This is a genomic window from Pseudomonas sp. BP6 (genome assembly GCF_017875935.1).
In the GTDB taxonomy this organism is placed as follows: Bacteria; Pseudomonadota; Gammaproteobacteria; order Pseudomonadales; family Pseudomonadaceae; genus Aquipseudomonas; species Aquipseudomonas putida_Y.
The window spans coordinates 48,567-66,378 of record NZ_JAGINI010000001.1 but is presented as its reverse complement, the minus strand read 5'-3'; the positions used below and the strand labels follow the sequence as shown (position 1 = coordinate 66,378).

The 17,812-nt window shown below is 63.4% G+C and carries 17 protein-coding genes; 10 read left to right on the top strand and 7 right to left on the bottom strand.

The features are described from left to right. The first annotated feature begins 74 nt into the window (after window positions 1–74). The 6 genes from urtA to J3A98_RS00285 all read left to right on the top strand — a co-directional run bounded on the left by urtA (window position 75) and on the right by J3A98_RS00285 (window position 6,298). Window positions 75–1,340: an urea ABC transporter substrate-binding protein gene (gene urtA / locus J3A98_RS00310; RefSeq protein WP_003249642.1), complete on the top strand. Its 1,266-nt coding sequence runs from the start codon at window positions 75–77 to the stop codon at window positions 1,338–1,340. Between the two features lie 138 nt (window positions 1,341–1,478). Next, window positions 1,479–2,966, top strand: a complete 1,488-nt coding sequence (gene urtB / locus J3A98_RS00305; protein WP_176683178.1) for an urea ABC transporter permease subunit UrtB — start codon at window positions 1,479–1,481, stop codon at window positions 2,964–2,966. Further along, complete coding sequence (gene urtC, locus J3A98_RS00300; RefSeq protein WP_176683177.1) at window positions 2,966–4,045, top strand: urea ABC transporter permease subunit UrtC; 1,080 nt, start codon at window positions 2,966–2,968, stop codon at window positions 4,043–4,045. Before urtB ends, urtC begins: the two co-directional genes overlap by 1 nt. After that, a complete protein-coding gene (urtD, locus tag J3A98_RS00295) occupies window positions 4,042–4,899 on the top strand; it encodes an urea ABC transporter ATP-binding protein UrtD (RefSeq protein ID WP_144180699.1) in 858 nt (285 codons plus the stop codon). The genes urtC and urtD overlap by 4 nt, the downstream gene beginning before the upstream one ends. Window positions 4,900–5,052: 153 nt before the next feature. Beyond that, window positions 5,053–5,751, top strand: a complete 699-nt coding sequence (urtE, locus tag J3A98_RS00290; protein ID WP_003249634.1) for an urea ABC transporter ATP-binding subunit UrtE — start codon at window positions 5,053–5,055, stop codon at window positions 5,749–5,751. Between the two features lie 31 nt (window positions 5,752–5,782). Continuing rightward, window positions 5,783–6,298 (top strand): GNAT family N-acetyltransferase, encoded by a 516-nt coding sequence (locus J3A98_RS00285; protein WP_176683175.1) that lies wholly within the window; start codon window positions 5,783–5,785, stop codon window positions 6,296–6,298. 58 nt (window positions 6,299–6,356) lie between these two features. Here J3A98_RS00285 and J3A98_RS00280 read toward each other — a convergent pair whose 3' ends face one another. After that, window positions 6,357–6,662: a chaperone modulator CbpM gene (locus J3A98_RS00280; RefSeq protein ID WP_021784432.1), complete on the bottom strand. Its 306-nt coding sequence runs from the start codon at window positions 6,660–6,662 to the stop codon at window positions 6,357–6,359. A gap of 2 nt (window positions 6,663–6,664) precedes the next feature. Next, on the bottom strand, window positions 6,665–7,624 hold the full coding sequence (gene cbpA, locus J3A98_RS00275) for a curved DNA-binding protein (RefSeq protein ID WP_019437188.1): 960 nt from the start codon (window positions 7,622–7,624) through the stop codon (window positions 6,665–6,667). A gap of 164 nt (window positions 7,625–7,788) precedes the next feature. Here cbpA and J3A98_RS00270 point away from each other — a divergent pair, with 164 nt between their 5' ends. Further along, window positions 7,789–9,060, top strand: coding sequence for an Hsp70 family protein (locus tag J3A98_RS00270; protein ID WP_209963166.1), 1,272 nt, complete (start codon window positions 7,789–7,791; stop codon window positions 9,058–9,060). Between the two features lie 1,109 nt (window positions 9,061–10,169). Here J3A98_RS00270 and J3A98_RS00265 read toward each other — a convergent pair. From J3A98_RS00265 to J3A98_RS00255, 3 genes are all read right to left on the bottom strand, one after another. After that, window positions 10,170–11,177 carry a hypothetical protein gene (locus J3A98_RS00265; protein ID WP_176683173.1) on the bottom strand — a complete coding sequence of 336 codons (1,008 nt, stop codon included), beginning with the start codon at window positions 11,175–11,177 and terminating at the stop codon, window positions 10,170–10,172. 69 nt (window positions 11,178–11,246) lie between these two features. Further along, entirely contained in the window at window positions 11,247–11,534 is a 288-nt protein-coding gene (locus J3A98_RS00260; RefSeq protein ID WP_014592571.1) for a PsiF family protein, read from the bottom strand. Window positions 11,535–11,597: 63 nt separating this feature from the next. Beyond that, the gene (locus J3A98_RS00255; RefSeq protein WP_209963164.1) at window positions 11,598–12,386 is read right to left on the bottom strand and encodes a helix-turn-helix transcriptional regulator; all 789 of its coding nucleotides are present in this window, start codon (window positions 12,384–12,386) and stop codon (window positions 11,598–11,600) included. Window positions 12,387–12,611: 225 nt separating this feature from the next. Here J3A98_RS00255 and J3A98_RS00250 point away from each other — a divergent pair, with 225 nt between their 5' ends. Then, a complete protein-coding gene (locus J3A98_RS00250; protein ID WP_176683170.1) occupies window positions 12,612–13,493 on the top strand; it encodes a DMT family transporter in 882 nt (293 codons plus the stop codon). A gap of 1 nt (window position 13,494) precedes the next feature. Here J3A98_RS00250 and J3A98_RS00245 read toward each other — a convergent pair whose 3' ends face one another. Further along, window positions 13,495–14,385, bottom strand: coding sequence for a triacylglycerol lipase (locus tag J3A98_RS00245; RefSeq protein WP_209963162.1), 891 nt, complete (start codon window positions 14,383–14,385; stop codon window positions 13,495–13,497). Window positions 14,386–14,509: 124 nt separating this feature from the next. On the opposite strand from J3A98_RS00245, the gene osmE reads away from it, so the two are divergent. Then, complete coding sequence (gene osmE, locus J3A98_RS00240; protein WP_209963159.1) at window positions 14,510–14,851, top strand: osmotically-inducible lipoprotein OsmE; 342 nt, start codon at window positions 14,510–14,512, stop codon at window positions 14,849–14,851. Between the two features lie 42 nt (window positions 14,852–14,893). Next, window positions 14,894–15,424: a ferritin-like domain-containing protein gene (locus J3A98_RS00235; protein ID WP_209963156.1), complete on the top strand. Its 531-nt coding sequence runs from the start codon at window positions 14,894–14,896 to the stop codon at window positions 15,422–15,424. A 37-nt stretch (window positions 15,425–15,461) separates the two neighbouring features. Here J3A98_RS00235 and J3A98_RS00230 read toward each other — a convergent pair whose 3' ends face one another. Then, window positions 15,462–17,528 carry an AsmA family protein gene (locus J3A98_RS00230; protein ID WP_209963154.1) on the bottom strand — a complete coding sequence of 689 codons (2,067 nt, stop codon included), beginning with the start codon at window positions 17,526–17,528 and terminating at the stop codon, window positions 15,462–15,464. Window positions 17,529–17,812: the final 284 nt, after the last annotated feature.

Below are 17,812 nucleotides of genomic sequence, written 5' to 3'. Positions count from 1 at the left end.
TCGCCACTAGGCACACCCCTTGCAATGCCCTCCCCGCTTGCCCAACACCATAAAAAACTCAGCGGAGAGAGCACATGAAGCGTCGCAGTCTGATCAAGGCCCTTACCCTCAGCGCATCGATTGCGGCGATGGGCCTGAGCTGGAGTATCCAGGCCGCCGAGACCATCAAGGTCGGTATCCTGCATTCGCTTTCCGGGACCATGGCCATTTCCGAGACATCGCTCAAGGACATGGCGCTGATGACCATCGAGCAGATCAACGCCAAGGGTGGCGTGAACGGCAAGATGCTGGAACCGGTGGTGGTCGACCCGGCGTCCAACTGGCCGCTGTTCGCTGAAAAAAGCCGCCAACTGCTGACCCAGGACAAAGTGGCCGTGGTGTTCGGCTGCTGGACCTCCGTGTCGCGCAAGTCTGTCCTGCCGGTGTTCGAAGAACTCAACGGCCTGCTGTTCTACCCGGTGCAGTACGAGGGCGAAGAAATGTCGCCGAACGTGTTCTACACGGGCGCCGCCCCGAACCAGCAGGCCATCCCGGCCGTGGAATACCTGATGAGCGAGGACGGCGGCAGCGCCAAGCGCTTCTTCCTGCTGGGCACCGACTACGTCTACCCGCGCACCACCAACAAGATCCTGCGCGCATTCCTGCACAGCAAAGGCGTGGCCGACAAGGACATCGAAGAGGTGTACACGCCGTTTGGCCACGCTGATTACCAGACCATTGTCGCCAGCATCAAAAAGTTCTCCGCCGGCGGCAAGACCGCGGTCATATCCACAGTCAATGGTGACTCCAACGTGCCGTTCTACAAGGAACTGGCCAACCAGGGCCTGAAGGCCACCGACGTGCCGGTGGTGGCCTTCTCGGTGGGCGAGGAGGAACTGCGCGGCATCGACACCAAACCGCTGGTGGGCCACCTGGCGGCATGGAACTACTTCGAATCGGTGGATAACCCGGTCAACCAGAAATTTGTCGCCGACTGGAAGGCCTACGCCAAGGCCAAGGGCCTGCCGGGTGCCGACAAAGCCGTGACCAATGACCCCATGGAGGCCACCTACGTAGGCATCCACATGTGGGCGCAAGCGGTGGAAAAAGCCAAGTCCACCGACGTCGACAAGGTGCGTGAAGCGCTTGCCGGGCAGAGCTTCGAGGCACCGTCGGGCTTCACCCTGACCATGGACAAGACCAACCACCACCTGCACAAGCCGGTGATGATCGGCGAGATTCAGGATGACGGGCAGTTCAGCGTGGTGTGGGAAACCGAGCAGCCACTGCGGGCGCAGCCATGGAGCCCGTTCATTCCGGGCAATGACAAGCGGCCAGATTACGCCGTGAAAGGTAACTGAGTGCACGGGGCTGCTTTGCAGCCCATTCGCGGGCTTGCCCGCTCCCACAGGTTCCCCACTGCCCTCTGGACCGGTGAAATCCCTGTAGGAGCGGGTTTACCCGCGAAGAATCCAACACCGATTTCCAGGATTGCCCGCATGCTCAGACTCCTGCTCACCCTCCTGCTACTAATCCCCCTGGCAACCCACGCCAGCGAGGGCGAATTCTTTCTCACCGCCAAGCCCGCCGAGCAGGTCCGCCTGCTCGAAGGCTGGGCGGCGCAACCCGATGCCGCGCGCCTGCCGCTACTGGAAAACCTGCGCCAAGGCCGCATCGCCACCGATGACACGCGCAAGGTACGCCTGAACAACCGCCTGCGCGGCCTGATCAACAACGCCCTGGCTAGCCATCAGTTGCTCAGCGACGACAGCGACACCCGCCTGGCCGCCGCACAACAACTGCAAAAAACCGCAAAACCCGCGCAAATGGCCTTCCTTGACCGGCGCTTCGCCAGCGAGCCGGACGCCGCCGTGCAGGCCGCCCTCGGCCTGGCACTGGCCAACCTGCAACTGGGCGCCAGCGAGCCTGCGGTACGCCTGGCCGCCGTGCGCCTGCTGGGTGAAACCGGCGACCCGCTGGCCCGCACCCGCCTCGAAGCCCTGCTGCAGCCCGATGCGGAACGCGACCCGGGCGTGCGCACAGCCGCCGAAACGAGCCTGGCCCAGGTCAAACGCAAACTGCTGGTCGGCGAACTGCTCGGCCAGGCCTTCAGCGGCCTGTCGCTGGGTTCGGTCCTGCTGCTGGCAGCGCTGGGCCTTGCGATCACCTTCGGCCTGCTCGGGGTGATCAACATGGCCCATGGCGAGATGTTGATGCTCGGCGCCTACAGCACCTACATGGTTCAGGTACTGCTGCAGCGCTTCGCCCCAGGCGCCATCGAGTTCTACCCGCTGATTGCCCTGCCGGTGGCGTTCGCCGTCAGTGCCGGCGTCGGCATGGCGCTGGAGCGCACGGTGATCCGCCACCTGTACGGCCGCCCACTGGAAACCCTGCTGGCCACCTGGGGCATCAGCCTGATCCTGATCCAGGCCATCCGCCTGCTGTTCGGCGCGCAGAACGTCGAGGTGAGCAACCCGGCCTGGCTGTCCGGTGGCATCCAGCTGCTGCCCAACCTGGTGCTGCCGTACAACCGTCTGGTCATCATCGGCTTCGCCCTGGCCGTGGTGCTGCTCACCTGGCTGCTGCTCAACCGTACCCGGCTGGGCCTGAACGTGCGCGCAGTCACCCAGAACCGCAACATGGCCGCCTGCTGCGGCGTGTCCACTGGGCGCGTCGACATGCTCGCCTTTGGCCTGGGCTCGGGTATCGCCGGGCTCGGCGGCGTGGCCTTGAGCCAGGTGGGCAATGTCGGCCCGGACCTGGGCCAGAGCTACATCATCGACTCGTTCCTGGTGGTGGTGCTCGGCGGCGTCGGGCAGCTGGCCGGTAGCCTCTGGGCCGCCTTCGGCCTGGGTATCGCCAACAAGCTGCTGGAGCCGCAGATTGGTGCCGTACTCGGCAAGATCCTCATCCTTGCGTTGATCATTCTGTTCATCCAGAAACGCCCGCAAGGCCTGTTCGCCCTCAAGGGACGGGTAATCGACTGATGAACCAGCCACTGCTTGTCACTGCTACGCAAAAGGCCGGCCCACGCCTGACCCTTGCCATCGGTGCCGTCGTCGTCCTGCTGCTGGTGGCTTTGCCACTGTGCTCACTGCTGCCGGCAGACCATGCCCTGCACGTGTCGGCCTACACCCTGACCCTGGTCGGCAAGATTCTCTGTTACGCCATCGTCGCCCTGGCCCTGGACCTGGTCTGGGGCTATGCCGGGCTGCTGTCGCTGGGCCACGGTCTGTTCTTCGCCCTGGGCGGCTACGCCATGGGCATGTACCTGATGCGGCAGGCAGCCGGCGACGGCCTGCCCGGGTTCATGACCTTCCTGTCGTGGACCGAGCTGCCCTGGTACTGGGCCGGTACCCAGCATTTCGCCTGGGCCCTGTGCCTGGTAGTCCTGGCACCCGGGCTGCTGGCGCTGGTGTTCGGCTGGTTCGCCTTCCGCTCGCGGATCAAGGGCGTGTACTTCTCGATCATGACCCAGGCCCTGACCTTTGCCGGCATGCTGCTGTTCTTCCGCAACGAAACCGGGTTCGGTGGCAACAACGGCTTCACCAGCTTCCGCACCATCCTCGGCTTCGACATTGCAGCCCAGGGTACCCGCGCAGTGTTGTTCCTGCTGACTGTGGCCCTGCTGCTGACCAGCCTGTACCTGTGCTGGCGCCTGACCCGCAGCAAGTTCGGCCGCCTGCTCACCGCCGTGCGTGACGCTGAAAACCGCATGATGTTCTGTGGCTATGACCCGCGCGGCTTCAAGTTGCTGGTGTGGGTACTGAGCGCCGTGCTGTGCGGCCTGGCCGGTGCGCTGTACGTGCCGCAGGTGGGCATCATCAACCCCAGCGAGATGTCGCCGACCAACTCGATCGAAGCCGCCGTCTGGGTAGCCTTGGGCGGACGCGGCACGCTGATCGGCCCGCTGCTCGGTGCAGGCCTGGTCAACGGCATGAAAAGCTGGTTCACCGTGGCCTTCCCCGAGTTCTGGCTGTTCTTCCTCGGCGCACTATTCATCCTCGTCACCCTGTACCTGCCCAAGGGCGTGGTCGGCCTGTTGAAGAAAAGGAGCCAGCCATGAGAGGCGTGCCCCCAGTCCACCCGGAATTCATGCTGGAACCGGTATTCGACAACCTCGGCGCCGGACGCGATGCCATTGGCCTGGGCCACAGCCGCAAGGCCGGCCTCGACACCCGCCACGGTACGGTGCTGAGCCTGGAAGACATCAGCGTCAGCTTCGATGGTTTCAAGGCGCTCAACACGCTGAACCTGTACATCGGGGTGGGCGAGCTGCGCTGTATCATCGGCCCCAACGGCGCCGGCAAGACCACGATGATGGACGTCATCACCGGCAAGACCCGCCCCGACAGCGGCACGGCTTACTTCGGCGATACCCTCGACCTGACCCGCATGAGCGAATACCAGATCGCCCAGGCCGGCATTGGCCGCAAGTTCCAGAAGCCCACGGTGTTCGAGGCGCTGACCGTGTTCGAGAACCTGGAACTGGCGCTGAAGACCGACAAGTCGGTGTGGGCCAGCCTGGCGGCGCGCCTGAGCGGTGACCAGCGCCAGCGCATCGAGGAAGTGCTGACCACCTTGCGCCTGCTGCCGCTTGCCCAGCGTCAGGCCGGCTTGCTGTCCCATGGGCAGAAGCAGTTCCTGGAGATCGGCATGTTGCTGGTGCAGGAGCCGCAACTGCTGCTGCTGGATGAACCGGTGGCCGGCATGACCGATGCCGAGACCGAGTTTACCGCCGAGCTGTTCAAGGGCCTGGCCGGCAAGCATTCGCTGATGGTGGTGGAGCATGACATGGGCTTTGTCGGCAGCATTGCCGACCATGTGACCGTGCTGCACCAGGGGAGCGTGTTGGCGGAAGGTTCGCTGGAGCAGGTGCAGGCAGATGAGCGGGTGGTCGAGGTGTATCTGGGCCGCTGACCGGATTTGAATTTTTGGCGCCTGTACCGGCCTCTTCGCGGGTAAACCCGCTCCTACAGGGGGCGTAATGCCATGGGGCGGTTCCCGTTACAGGAACGGGCTTGCCCGCGAAGAGGCCGGCACAGGCACAGCATCCCTTTCAGGAACTCTCACATGCTCAAGATCGACACACTGCACCAGTACTACGGCGGCAGCCACATCCTGCGTGGCCTGTCCTTCGAAGCCAAGGTCGGCGAAGTGACCTGCCTGCTGGGCCGCAACGGCGTGGGCAAGACCACCTTGCTGCGCTGCCTGATGGGCCTGGTGCCCGCCCGTGACGGCAGTATCGAATGGGAAGGCAAGCCGATCACCGCGTTCAAACCGCAGCAACGGGTGCAGGCCGGCATCGCCTACGTGCCCCAGGGCCGCGAGATCTTCCCGCGCCTCACCGTCGAGGAAAACCTGCTGATGGGCCTGTCGCGCTTCCCCGCCCGCGAAGCCCGCGAGGTACCGGCCTTCATCTACGAACTGTTCCCTGTGCTGGAGCAGATGAAGCAGCGCCGCGGTGGCGACCTGTCTGGCGGCCAGCAGCAACAACTGGCGATCGGCCGCGCCTTGGCCAGCCGCCCGCGCCTGCTGATTCTCGACGAGCCGACCGAAGGCATCCAGCCCTCGGTGATCAAGGAGATCGGCGCGGTCATCCGCCGCCTGGCCGAGCGTGGCGACATGGCGATCTTGCTGGTGGAGCAGTTCTACGACTTTGCCGAAGCGCTGGCTGACCAGTACCTGGTCATGGCCCGCGGCGAAATCATCCAGCGCGGCCGCGGCGAAAACATGCAAGCCGAAGGTGTACGCGGGCTGGTAACCATTTAATCTGCGAGCAACGACCTTGCGAGACGCTGTCATGAGCTACGAAATCCGCGATGCCCTGCCCACCGATGTACCGGGCATACTCGACATCTACAACGACGCGGTGCTCAACACCACGGCGATCTGGAACGAAACCCCGGTAGACCTCGGCAACCGCCAGGCCTGGTTTGAAGCGCGCGCGCAGCAGGGCTACCCGATTCTGGTGGCGGTCGATGAAACCGGCGTGCTGGGGTATGCCTCGTTTGGCGACTGGCGGCCTTTCGAGGGCTTTCGCCTGACCGTTGAGCACTCGGTGTACGTGCGCAGCGACCAGCGTGGCAAAGGGCTCGGGCCGGTGTTGATGGCGGCGCTGGTCGAGCGCGCGCGCGGATGTGGCAAGCATGTGATGGTGGCAGCGATCGAGCGTGGTAATGCAGCGTCGGTGCGCCTGCACGAGCGGCTGGGCTTCGTGGTGACCGGCCAGATGCCGCAGGTGGGGGTAAAGTTTGGCCGCTGGCTGGACCTGACCTTCATGCAGTTGGTGCTGAACCCGGGCGCCGAACCGACCTGAAATGCGGTCCATTGTGGGAGCGGCCTTGTGTCGCCCCCACAGATGTCGGCAAGGGAGCCTACATCTGGATAAACCGGCCCAGCCGCTGCTTCAGCATGCTGTTCTCACTGCGCAACTGCTGCACTTCCTGCAACAGCTCCAGCGCCAGCGCCACCCCTTCCCACTCCAGTTCCAGCTCCTGGTGCAGCTTCACCGCTCGTTTGGCCACCAGCGGCGCCTGATCGTCAAACAGCCAGTCCTCCGGCGTTCGCCCGGAAGGTTCGACAATGCCGTGCTCGACAATTTCGATCACGCATTCAGCCGTGACATCGGCTTCCTGACACAGGGTACGCATGTCCAGTTGAACGATCAGGGTGCTGCTCATGATCACTTACTCCATTGTGTCCTCGGGTTGAACGCAGCTTTCTCGGAAAGCTTGGTCCAGAGTTCGCGGGCAGATTCGTCCGACGCGGGCGGCATGACCACTTTGAGCTGCGCATAAAGGTTGCCGCGCTCTCCCTGCTTGTTCGCCAGGCCCTTGCCCGGTACACGCAGGCGCTGGCCGCTCTGGCTGTCAGGGCGGATGGTCAGGTTGATCTTGCCATCCAGGGTCGGCACCGCCACCTTGGCGCCCAGGGCCGCCTCCCACGGTGCCAACGGCACAGTGATGATCAGGTCATGACCTTCGACATCGAACAGCGGGTGGGGTGCCATGCGGATGGTCAGGAACAGGTCACCGTTGGCCCCGCCACCGCTGCCCGGCGCGCCCTGGCCCTTGAGGCGGATGCGTTCGCCGTCGGTCACCCCGGCCGGAATCCTCACGTTCAAGGTCTTGGTGGTGAAGCCGGTGCGCTGGCCCATGGCATTGGTTTGCGGCACCTGGAAGCTGATCTGCTTGGACTCCTTGCTCAGGGTTTCTTCAAGGAATACTGCCAGTTCAAGCTCCACGTCCTGCCCCCGCCTGCCGGCACTGCGTTGTTGCTGCCGGGCGCCACCGAAGGGGTTGCCACCAGCACTGCGCCCACCGAAAATCGAGCTGAAGAAGTCGGAGAAGTCGCCGCCTTCGAAGCCGCCGCCACCGCCACGGTTTTCCCAACCCGGTGGTGCCTGGAACGGCCGGCCATGCTGGCCGCCGTACTTGCGAATTTCGTCGAACTCGGCACGTTTCTGCGCGTCGCCCAGCACCTCATAGGCCTCATTGGCCTCCTTGAATTTTTCCTCGGCGTCGCGCTCCTTGCTGACATCCGGGTGATACTTGCGCGCCAATTTGCGGTATGCGGCCTTGATCGCCTTGTCATCCGCAGTGGGCTCTACGCCGAGTATCTTGTAATAGTCTTTGAAGTCCATTTATGGATCACCAATGTGAATGTGCATGTTGCAACTGAAGATAGGGGTCAAGCATAGCCTTTCAAGACCGACTTGGGTTTGCCTCAAGGCAGACGACTGGTCTTGATTCTGTAGCCAACTGGCATACACTGCGCGGCCGTTTTGCCTCCGGAAGCCCATTTCCCATGTCTGACGTATCCCCGGCCCGCGCCCTGGGCATCGACTTTGGCACCTCCAACTCCACAGTCGGCTGGCACCGGCCTGGCGTCGAGTCGCTGATTGCCCTGGAAGACGGCAAGATCACCTTGCCCTCGGTGGTGTTCTTCAATATCGAAGAGCGGCGCCCGGTGTATGGCCGCCTGGCGCTGCACGAGTACCTGGAAGGCTACGAAGGCCGCCTGATGCGCTCGCTGAAAAGCCTGCTGGGCTCGAAGCTGATCAAGCACGACACCAGCGTGCTGGGCAGCGCCTTGCCGTTCAAGGACCTGCTGGGCATGTTCATCGGCGAGCTCAAGAAGCGCGCTGAAGCCGCCGCTGGCCGTGAGTTCGACCAGGTAGTGCTGGGCCGCCCGGTGTTCTTCGTCGACGAAGACCCGGCTGCCGACCGGGAGGCCGAGGACACCTTGGCCGAGGTGGCACGCAAGATAGGCTTCAAGGACGTGTCGTTTCAGTACGAGCCGATTGCCGCGGCCTTCGACTATGAATCGAGCATCAGCCGCGAAGAGCTGGTACTGATCGTCGACATCGGCGGTGGTACCTCGGACTTCACCCTGATCCGCCTGTCGCCGGAGCGCCACCTGGTCGCCGAGCGCCAAAGTGACATCCTCGCCACCGGCGGTGTACACATTGGCGGTACCGACTTCGACAAGCAACTGAGCCTTCAGGGCGTGATGCCGTTGTTTGGCTACGGCAGCCGCATGAAGAGCGGTGCGCTGATGCCGACCAGCTACCACCTCAACCTGGCCACCTGGCACACCATCAACGCCTTGTACTCGCAGAAGTCGCAGCTGGCGCTGGGCAGCATGCGCTATGACATCGAGGACAGCTTCGGCATCGATCGCCTGTTCAAATTGATCGAACAGCGCGCGGGGCACTGGCTGGCAATGGAAGTGGAAGCCAGCAAGATCGAGCTGACCGAGCACGACAGCCGCCACATCGACCTGCGCCGCGTCGAGCCCGACCTGAAAGCGGAACTGACCCGTACGCTGTTCGAAGAGGCGATCGAAGGCCTGCTGGAGCGCGTGCGCGGCAGCGTGACCGAACTGCTGGCCAAGGCCGGGGTAAGCGAAGGCCAGGTCGATACGGTGTTCTTCACCGGTGGCTCCAGCGGCATTCCAGCGCTGCGTAACAGTGTTTCGGCGATGCTGCCGAATGCGCGGCATGTGGAAGGCAACATCTTTGGCAGCATTGGGAGCGGGCTGGCCATCGAGGCGCGCAAGCGTTACGGCGCGGCCTGATTTGTCGTTTAGCCTGTAGCCGCGAACGGGGCGGGCCTGCTGGCCAATCTCTACCCGCCGTTCACCGTTGCCGCCGCTACCGTATTCGCGGGTAAACCCGCTCCTACGCCCGGTCGGGGGTGGACACACATCGGTGATTGACCACAGGCCGCCGTGTAGGAGCGGGTTTACCCGCGAAGAGGCCGGCCCTGCTGGCCAATTACCACCCGCCGTTCACCGTTGCCGCCGCTACCGTATTCGCGGGTAAACCCGCTCCTACGCCCGACCGGGGTGGACACACATCGGTGATTGACCACAGGCCGCCGTGTAGGAGCGGGTTTACCCGCGAAGAGGCCGGCCCTGCTGGCCAATTACCACCCGCCGTTCACCGTTGCCGCCGCTACCGTATTCGCGGGTAAACCCGCTCCTACACCGGATCGGGGGTGGACACACATCGGTGATTGACCACAGGCCGCCGTGTAGGAGCGGGTTCACCCGCGAAGAGGCCGGCCCTGCTGGCCAATTACCACCCGCCGTTCACCGTTGCCGCCGCTGCCGTATTCGCGGGTAAACCCGCTCCTACGCCCGGTCGGGGTGGACACACATCGGTGATTGGCCACAGGCCGCCGTGTAGGAGCGGGTTTACCCGCGAAGAGGCCGGCCCTGCTGGACAATTACCACCCGCCGTTCACCGTTGCCGCCGCTACCGTATTCGCGGGTAAACCCGCTCCTACGCCCGGTCGGGGGTGGACACACATCGGTGATTGACCACAGGCCGCCGTGTAGGAGCGGGTTCACCCGCGAAAGGGCCGGGCCTGCTGGCCAATTACCACCCGCCGTTCACCGTTGCCGCCGCTACCGTATTCGCGGGTAAACCCGCTCCTACGCCCGACCGGGGTGGACACACATCGGTGATTGACCACAGGCCGCCGTGTAGGAGCGGGTTTACCCGCGAAGAGGCCGGCCCTGCTGGCCAATTACCACCCGCCGTTCACCGTTGCCGCCGCTGCCGTATTCGCGGGTAAACCCGCTCCTACGCCCGGTCGGGGTGGACACACATCGGTGATTGACCACAGGCCCCTGTAGGAGCGGGTTTACCCGCGAAAGGGCCGGTACAGGCCACTACATGATCAGACCAGCTCCGCCCGCTTCAGCTCACTCTTCAGATAGGCATAGTAGATGGGCCCCGCCACGACACCAGGCAGCCCGAACGCCGCCTCGAATACCAGCATCGCCAGCAGCAATTCCCATGCCTTGGCACTGATCTGCCCACCCACGATCCGCGCGTTGAGGAAGTACTCGATCTTGTGGATGACGACCAGGTAACCCAGCGCCGCCGCCGCCACCCAGATCGACAGCGACAGGCCGACGATGGTGATCAAGGTATTGGACATCAGGTTGCCGATCACCGGCAGCAGGCCCAGCAGGAAGGTCAGCACGATCAGCGTCTTGGTCAGCGGCAGGTGCACGTCGAACAGTGGCATCACCACGGCCAGGAAAACGCCGGTGAAGATCGTGTTGAGCAGCGAGATCTTGATTTGTGCGAACACGATGTTGCGAAACGCCTTCACCAGCAGGCTAAGACGCTCGAACAGCGCCGCCGCCAGGGGCTTGCGCCGGGAAACATCGGGAATGCGCTGCAAAGCGATGATGGCGCCGAGGATCATGCCGATCAGCAGCGTCACGAACATGTGTGCCATGCCCTTGCCCACCAACTGCAAATCGCTCAGGTGACTCTTGATCCAGTCGCCGATGGCCACCTTGAACTCTGCGGCACTGGCCGGCAGGTAGCCCTCGATGAAGGGTGGCAACTGACCGCGGGCCTGCTCGACCAGGGCAATGAACTTGTCCAGCGAGGCGCCGGGGTTTTCCGCCTCGTGCAGCAGGAAGCTGAAGGCACCGGCAATCAGCAGTGTCAGGGTGCTGACAACCAGCGTGCCGAGCAGCGCCACGGCCAGCCAGCGCGCACGCTGGCCAGCAAACAGCGGTTGCAGGCGCGGGGTCAGCATGTTGACCAGTTCGAACACCAGAAGACCGGCCAGCAGGCTGGGCAGCAACTTCAGGGGCAAAGCCAGCAGCAGCCCGGCCATGACGATGATCAGGCTGGCCAGGGTGATCTGACGGGGGGTAAAGGTCATACAGCCTCGACGGCAGACAGCGGGAATGCCGCAGTCTGCCAGCCTTGGCGGCGCAGGCATAGGCGCAGGTCATTTCTTCTTCAGGCAGTCACTCATGAACGCCTTGCGCTCGTCCCCCTTCAGGGCTTTGGTGGTGGCGTCAGCATTGCAGGTCTTCATTTTCTCTTGCTGGGTTTGCGGCACATCCTTTTTCAGGCAGGTGCTCATGAACGCTTTGCGTTCATCGCCCTTGAGGGCCTTGGCGGTGGCGTCGGCGTTGCAGGTTTTCATTTTTTCCTGCTGCGCGGTATTGGCAGCGAAACCTTGGGCACTGAACAACACCGCCAGCGCCAGTAACGGGATTTGCAGCACTTTCATGGAGTGGTCTCCTGGGCTCCGCGCCCGATGCACGGGGGTCGAGCTGAGTGTAGCCAAGAATGTTCAGCGCCCCGCACGCGCCTGCCGGCGGTACTGCTCGGGCGTACACCGGGCCTGGCGCTGGAACATGGCGATGAACGCCGAAGCGCTGCTGTAGCCAAGGTCGAAGGCAATGGCCTGAATCGGCAGGCCGGCTTCCAGCGCTTCGATGGCACGCAGAAAACGCAGGCGCAGACGCCATTCGCCAAAGCTGATGCCCAGTTCGCGCAGAAACTGGCGGGCCAGGGTGCGTTCGCTGACGTGCACGCGGGCGGCCCAGTCGGCCAGCGGGCGGTTGTCCCCCGGCTCGGCGCTGAGCGCGTCGAGCACCTGGCGCAAGCCATCGCTGTGGGCAAACGGCAGGTAGCAGGCCAAGGTGGGCGCCAGCAGCAACTGGTCAAGCAGTACCTGTACCAGGCGCTGGTCACGCTCGTCCTCGGCCACCTTGAGATTGCGCCGGGCGAAGTCACCGAGGATGGCCTTGAGGATGTCACTGATCATCAGGCTGCACGGGCGCGCTGGCAGGGCTGCGCACAGGCTGCGGTCGAGGTAGATGGAACGATAGACGATGGCCTGGGGGTTGTAGCAGCCGTGCTCGGTGTCGGGCGGCACCCAAACGGCGTAGTGCGGCGGCGACAGGAAGCGCTGGCCGGCCACATCCAGATGCATCACGCCGTGGGCGGTGTAGTTCAGCTGGCCCCAGGCGTGTTGGTGCACGGCGCTGTGGGTGTCGGCAACGAACTCGTCGTGGCGGAAGTACACCGGGGCCGGCAGTTGGGTGAACTGGGGGATATCGAGGTATTTACGCGGCATGCTGTCTGCTTTGCAGGGTCGGTTGTCTGGATAGAAGTATAGGCTTGTAGACAGACATTCGATAATACAGGCCTATCGAGGGCCTGCCTTGCTGGCTTTCGCGGGCTCGCCCGCTCCCACAGGATCTGCGCCAGCCTCCAGGTCTGTGTATCCCCGTAGGAGCGGGTTCACCCGCGAAGGGCTGCAAAGCAGCCCCATTCCAGCCCCCAACGAGTACCCTGCTGCATGAATTACCTGTTCCCCCTAACCGCCATCCTCATCTGGGCCGGCAACACCGTGGTCACCAAGATGTCGGCTGGCGCCATCCACCCCGCGGAGATCGGCTTCTACCGCTGGCTGCTGGCCGCCTTGCTGTTCACCCCGTTCCTGCTGCCCGCCGTATGGCGCAACCGTGCAGCCATCCGTCCGCACCTGGCCAAGGTGTTCGTGCTCGGCGTGCTGGGCATGGCGATGTACCAGAGCCTGGCCTACTTCGCCGCTGGCATCACCAGTGCCACCAACATGGGCATCATCCTCTCGCTGATGCCGCTGATGTCACTGGCGCTGTCCATCGTCTGGCTGGGCCAGCGCCTGAGCTACGGTGCCTTGTTGGGCGCGGTGGTGTCATTCTTTGGCGTGCTTGAAGTGGTCAGCGCCGGCCACCCCGCCAGCCTGCTGCAGCAAGGGCTGAACAGCGGCGACCTGTTGATGCTGGTGGCCACCTTGGCCTATGCGCTGTACAGCTTCCTGCTGAAGAAATGGCAGCTGCGCCTGCCGCCGATGCAGCTGTTGTACCTGCAGATTCTGGTGGCCATCGTCGTGTTGCTACCGCTGTTCCTGCTGTCGGACAAGACCGGCCTGAACAGCCACAACATCGGCCTGGTCCTGTATGCCTGCGTACTGGCCTCGATGGTCGCGCCACTGGTGTGGATGCAGGCCGTGCACCGTCTGGGGCCCAGCCGCACCACGCTGTTCTTCAACCTGCTGCCGCTGGTCACTGCGCTGATCGCCGCCGTGGTACTCGACGAGCAACTGGCCAGTTACCACCTGGCTGGCGGCTTGCTGACCCTGGCCGGCGTAGTGCTGGCCGAACGCTGGACCACGCCGATCCGCCGCCAAGGCGCTTGAGCTAAAGCCCTGCCGCCTTGAGCCGGGCGGCATGTTCGGTGAACAGCCGCACCGGCTCGGCGCCTTTGCCCACGGCGCCGAGCGACTGGTTGACGATGTCCAGGTGATCGAGCGGGTAATCGTCGCCGATCACCTGCCCCAGGTGCGAACTGAAACGCCCGACCATGCCATCGCAATGGCCCTTTTCCTTGATGAAGCTGCGTGCGAACAGGCGGCAGAAGCGGCTGCTGCCGTCGAAGCGGTTGCGCCCCTGGTCTGTCAGGCCCGGTTGCAAGGTGCCGGACCAAGAGTAATAGCGTACGCCATTGACCTCATAAGCCCCTTCCCCACCCCAGGTTTGCGGCAGGCCCTGTGGATAAGCCTGGTTGAACAGTGCCACCCCGGCGCTGGTCAGCGACTGGTGCGAGGCGTGCACATCTACCGGCAGCGGCTCACGACGCCAGCCGGTTTCCAGCCACACCAGCAGCACGGCAAACCCATGCAGCACAGCCTTGAGGATGCGCCCCTGGGGTGAATCGCCCGGTGCCGTGCGTTCCAGGTGGTCGGCCAGCTCGGAGCCATGGTTGGGCCCCGCCACCGAGGTGACCGACGCCACCCGCCCCGGCCGTTTGGCCGCTGCGTAACGCGCGCTCAGGGCGCCCTGGCTGTGGCCGATGAGGTTGACCTTGTCGACGCCGGTACGTTGGCAAATGTCGTCAATGATCGCCAGCAACTGTTCGCCGCGCACCTCGCTGGAATGCAGCGGCGAAACCTGCACCGGAAACACCTGCGCCCCGCCCTTGCGCAAGGCCGGCACAATGCCGAACCAGTAGGGGTAGAGCACCATCCGGACAAACCCGAGCATGCCCGGCACCAGCACCAGCGGGTATCGCGTGGCCAACTCCTGCTGCATTGCCGCAGCTCCTTTGCGTGGACGACGGGTCAACACTACAGCGGCCATGATGACCATCGCAATCGAACTCCTGGCGCGCGCTGTGGTTCAAAAACCACACAGACCCTTTGCAAGGAGCGGGACCATGTACAAGCAGACCCTGGCAATCCTTCTGGCAAGCGCCACCCTGGCCGCCTGCGGTAGCCGCCCGGAAAACCCGGTGGATTACGTCACCTACCGCGACGAGCCGCTGGTCAAGCAGGTGGAGAACGGAATGACCATGCAGAAGGTCATCGCCATTGGCGGCAGCCCATCGAACGTGATCGACCTGCCGCACGGGGGCACCTGCAACGACTACATCCTCAACCACGCTGGCAATCAGCAACCCTACTACGTGCGCTTCGATGCCACCGGCCATGTCGATGCCAAAGGCTTCAAGACCTGCAAACAACGCCAAGAGGACAGCGACGCCCTGCATGGCGCGTAAGCCTGCGCTCCAACCTGACCCTGACCCCTGCTGGAGATAACCATGAGCAATGTTGAACTGACCGATGTGAAAACCCTGCGCGAGCGTGCACGCCAGCATGTGGAGCAAGGTGCAGTGACCGAGGGTTACCACGCCGACCGTGAGCAGATCCTGCGCCTGCTTAATGAATCGCTGGCCACCGAACTGGTCTGTGTGCTGCGCTACAAACGCCACTACTTCATGGCCAGCGGCATCAAGGCCGGTGTGGCTGCCGAGGAATTTCTGGAACATGCCAACCAGGAAGCCGAACATGCCGACAAGTTGGCCGAGCGCATCGTGCAACTGGGTGGGGAACCGGACTTCAACCCCGACAACCTGACCAAGAACTCGCATGCCCAGTACGTGGCCGGCAACTCGCTGAAAGAGATGGTGCTGGAAGACCTGGTGGCAGAGCGGATCGCCATAGACAGCTACCGGGAAATCATTCAGTACATCGGGGATAAAGACCCGACTACCCGTCGTATATTCGAAGACATCCTGGCGCAGGAAGAAGAGCACGCGGACGATATGTCCGACCTGCTGCAAGGCCTTTGATTTCTGACACTCTCCTGGGGCCGCTTGCGGCCCCTTGCTATTTCCGCGCTTTCACTGTCGCCGGCGCCTTGCCTGCCTTCATCTGCTGCAACAACGGCGTGCACTGGTTCGGGTCATCCCCGCTGCTGGGCGCGATCAGCGCCAGCAACCCTGCCGCCGGCCCTGCAACCACACCCAGCGCAACCATCCCTGCGCCACGTAACGCCAGCGGCAGCGCCTGCACACCGGCGTTCGGTTTGGCGAACGGCCCGCGCACATACAGGGGTGAACGCAGCGAGAACAACCGCAGCCCTTTCGATTCCGGGGTGATGTTCAAATCCAGTTGCTCGGAAGCGAAATTCGCCGTGCCGTCGATGTAGATGATCGCGTTCTCGGTATCGAAGATGAACAGCCGCGTAGTCGCCAGGCCATCCTTGATGCCAACATCGGCCGCCGCACAGTTGATCTTCACGTCCTCATCACCAAACAGCTTGCCGACCACATAGTTGCCCACGTTCAACCCGGCAATTTCCATCAGGCTGCGGCTAATGGCGCCATCGTTGATCAGCATGCGCAGGTCGCCATTGGCTGTCCCCAGCAAGGCGGCTACCGAGTTGCCACGGCCGCTGATATCGGCGTCGCCATTGAGCTCACCAAAGCTGGTCTGCATCGGTGCAAAGGTGGGGAACAGTTGCTTGAGCTTGAAGCCGCGGGCAGTCAACTTCGCACGCCCCTGCAAGGGCACACTGCGCCCGTCCAGGCGGATGTTGGAGGCCAGGCTGCCGCCGGCCACGCCAAAACGCAGGGGCTCCAGGCGCAACAGGCCGTCTTCGAGCATCACATGGGCCGACAGGTCACTGAACGGCAGTTGCGCGCTGTGCACGATGCGCTTGCCAGCGAAAGTGACGTCAGCATCCATCGCGCGCCAGCGCTCGGTGCGAAACGCCTCCACTGGCAGCACCTTGCCCACAGGCTGCTTGCTGGCACCGCCGCGGGCCTTCTGTTCGGCATTGGAGTCGGCGCCGATCAGCGGCGCCAGGTCCTTGAACAGCAACTGGTTCGATACCAGGTTACCGGACAGTCTGGGCCGTGGCTGGCTGGCAACGAAGGCCAGGTCCCCGTGGATATCGCTGTCGCCGATCTTGCCGTTGAAGCCCTGGTAATTGAACGTCGCCCCTGGCGCCGCACGCAGGTTGGCGCTGAGGCGACCGTCGGTGGAATAGGCCGGGGTGTCAGGCAAGGTGACCCCGGTCAAGGGGTAGAGGTTACCCAGGCTGGCACCCGACAAACGCAGGCGCAGGTCGAGGGCGCCAAGATTACGCGGGTCGGTGAGGGTGCCGGCGAGGACCACATGGGTGTCGGCGATGCGCACGTCAGCCTGCAGCGGGAACGGCTGGCTGGCGTCCTGCAGGGCCAGCAGGCCACCGATCTTGCCGGTGCCGGACACTGGCTGGCCTTTATAGCGGCCCTGGGCCTTGAGGCCGAAGGCATAGTCCTGCGCACCACCGACCTTCTCGGCGCTGGCCTTGCCGACAATCTCACTGAACGGGATTGGTTTGCCAAGCGGGTCGATCTGCACCTTCATTCTGGTTTTCAGGGTCTGGTCGTCGAAACTGACATTGCCCTGATCGAAGCCGATGGCGCCGATGTCCAGCTGCCATTTGGAAGGTTCAGCGTTTTCATCCTTGGGGCCGAAGTCGAAGACCCAGTTGGCACGGCCATCGGCCAGGCGAGTGAGGCTGGCAGTGGGCTTGGTGAGGTTGATGCGGGGTATGCTGATCTGCTGGAACACCAGCGGCAGCGGCGCCAGGCGAAACTCCACGCGCTCAAGGCCGACCATTTTCGGCTCCTTGAGCCACTCGGGGTTGCCCAACGTCAGGTCTTCGGCAATGAAGTGCGGCCAAGGCACCCAGGCACGCCAACCGCCCTCTTCGGGCTCGGTACGCCAGTGCACGGCGAGGTTGCCGTTGATCGCGAAGGGCCGATGCAAGGCTTCGGAGACCTTCTCGTTGAGCAGTGGCTTGACGCGGTTCCAGTCAAAGGTGGCAATCACTACCACCAGGATCGCCAGCACGGTAAGCAGGCTGGCGAGGGTCCAGACGAGGATTCTGGCGGGACGCGTCATTGCGTAAATCTCCTTGCGGCATGACAGAAAACAGGCGCAGTGATCGCCTCAATAACTCCGACTGATGAAAACCCGTGAGGTTTTATCGATGGCGCCATGATAGCGAAGTTTTTCCTGGCCTCTTGCTCAGGAATTCGGCGCACCAGGACGTACCTGTTACCCACCGCCAACAATGCCATGGGGTTTCCAGAACGCCTGTAATGTCCGGAATAGAGGCCTTTCCAACCTCTATCAATATGGTCGATTGTTACCATTACCCATATGAACTTCTCTCTGGCGTTACG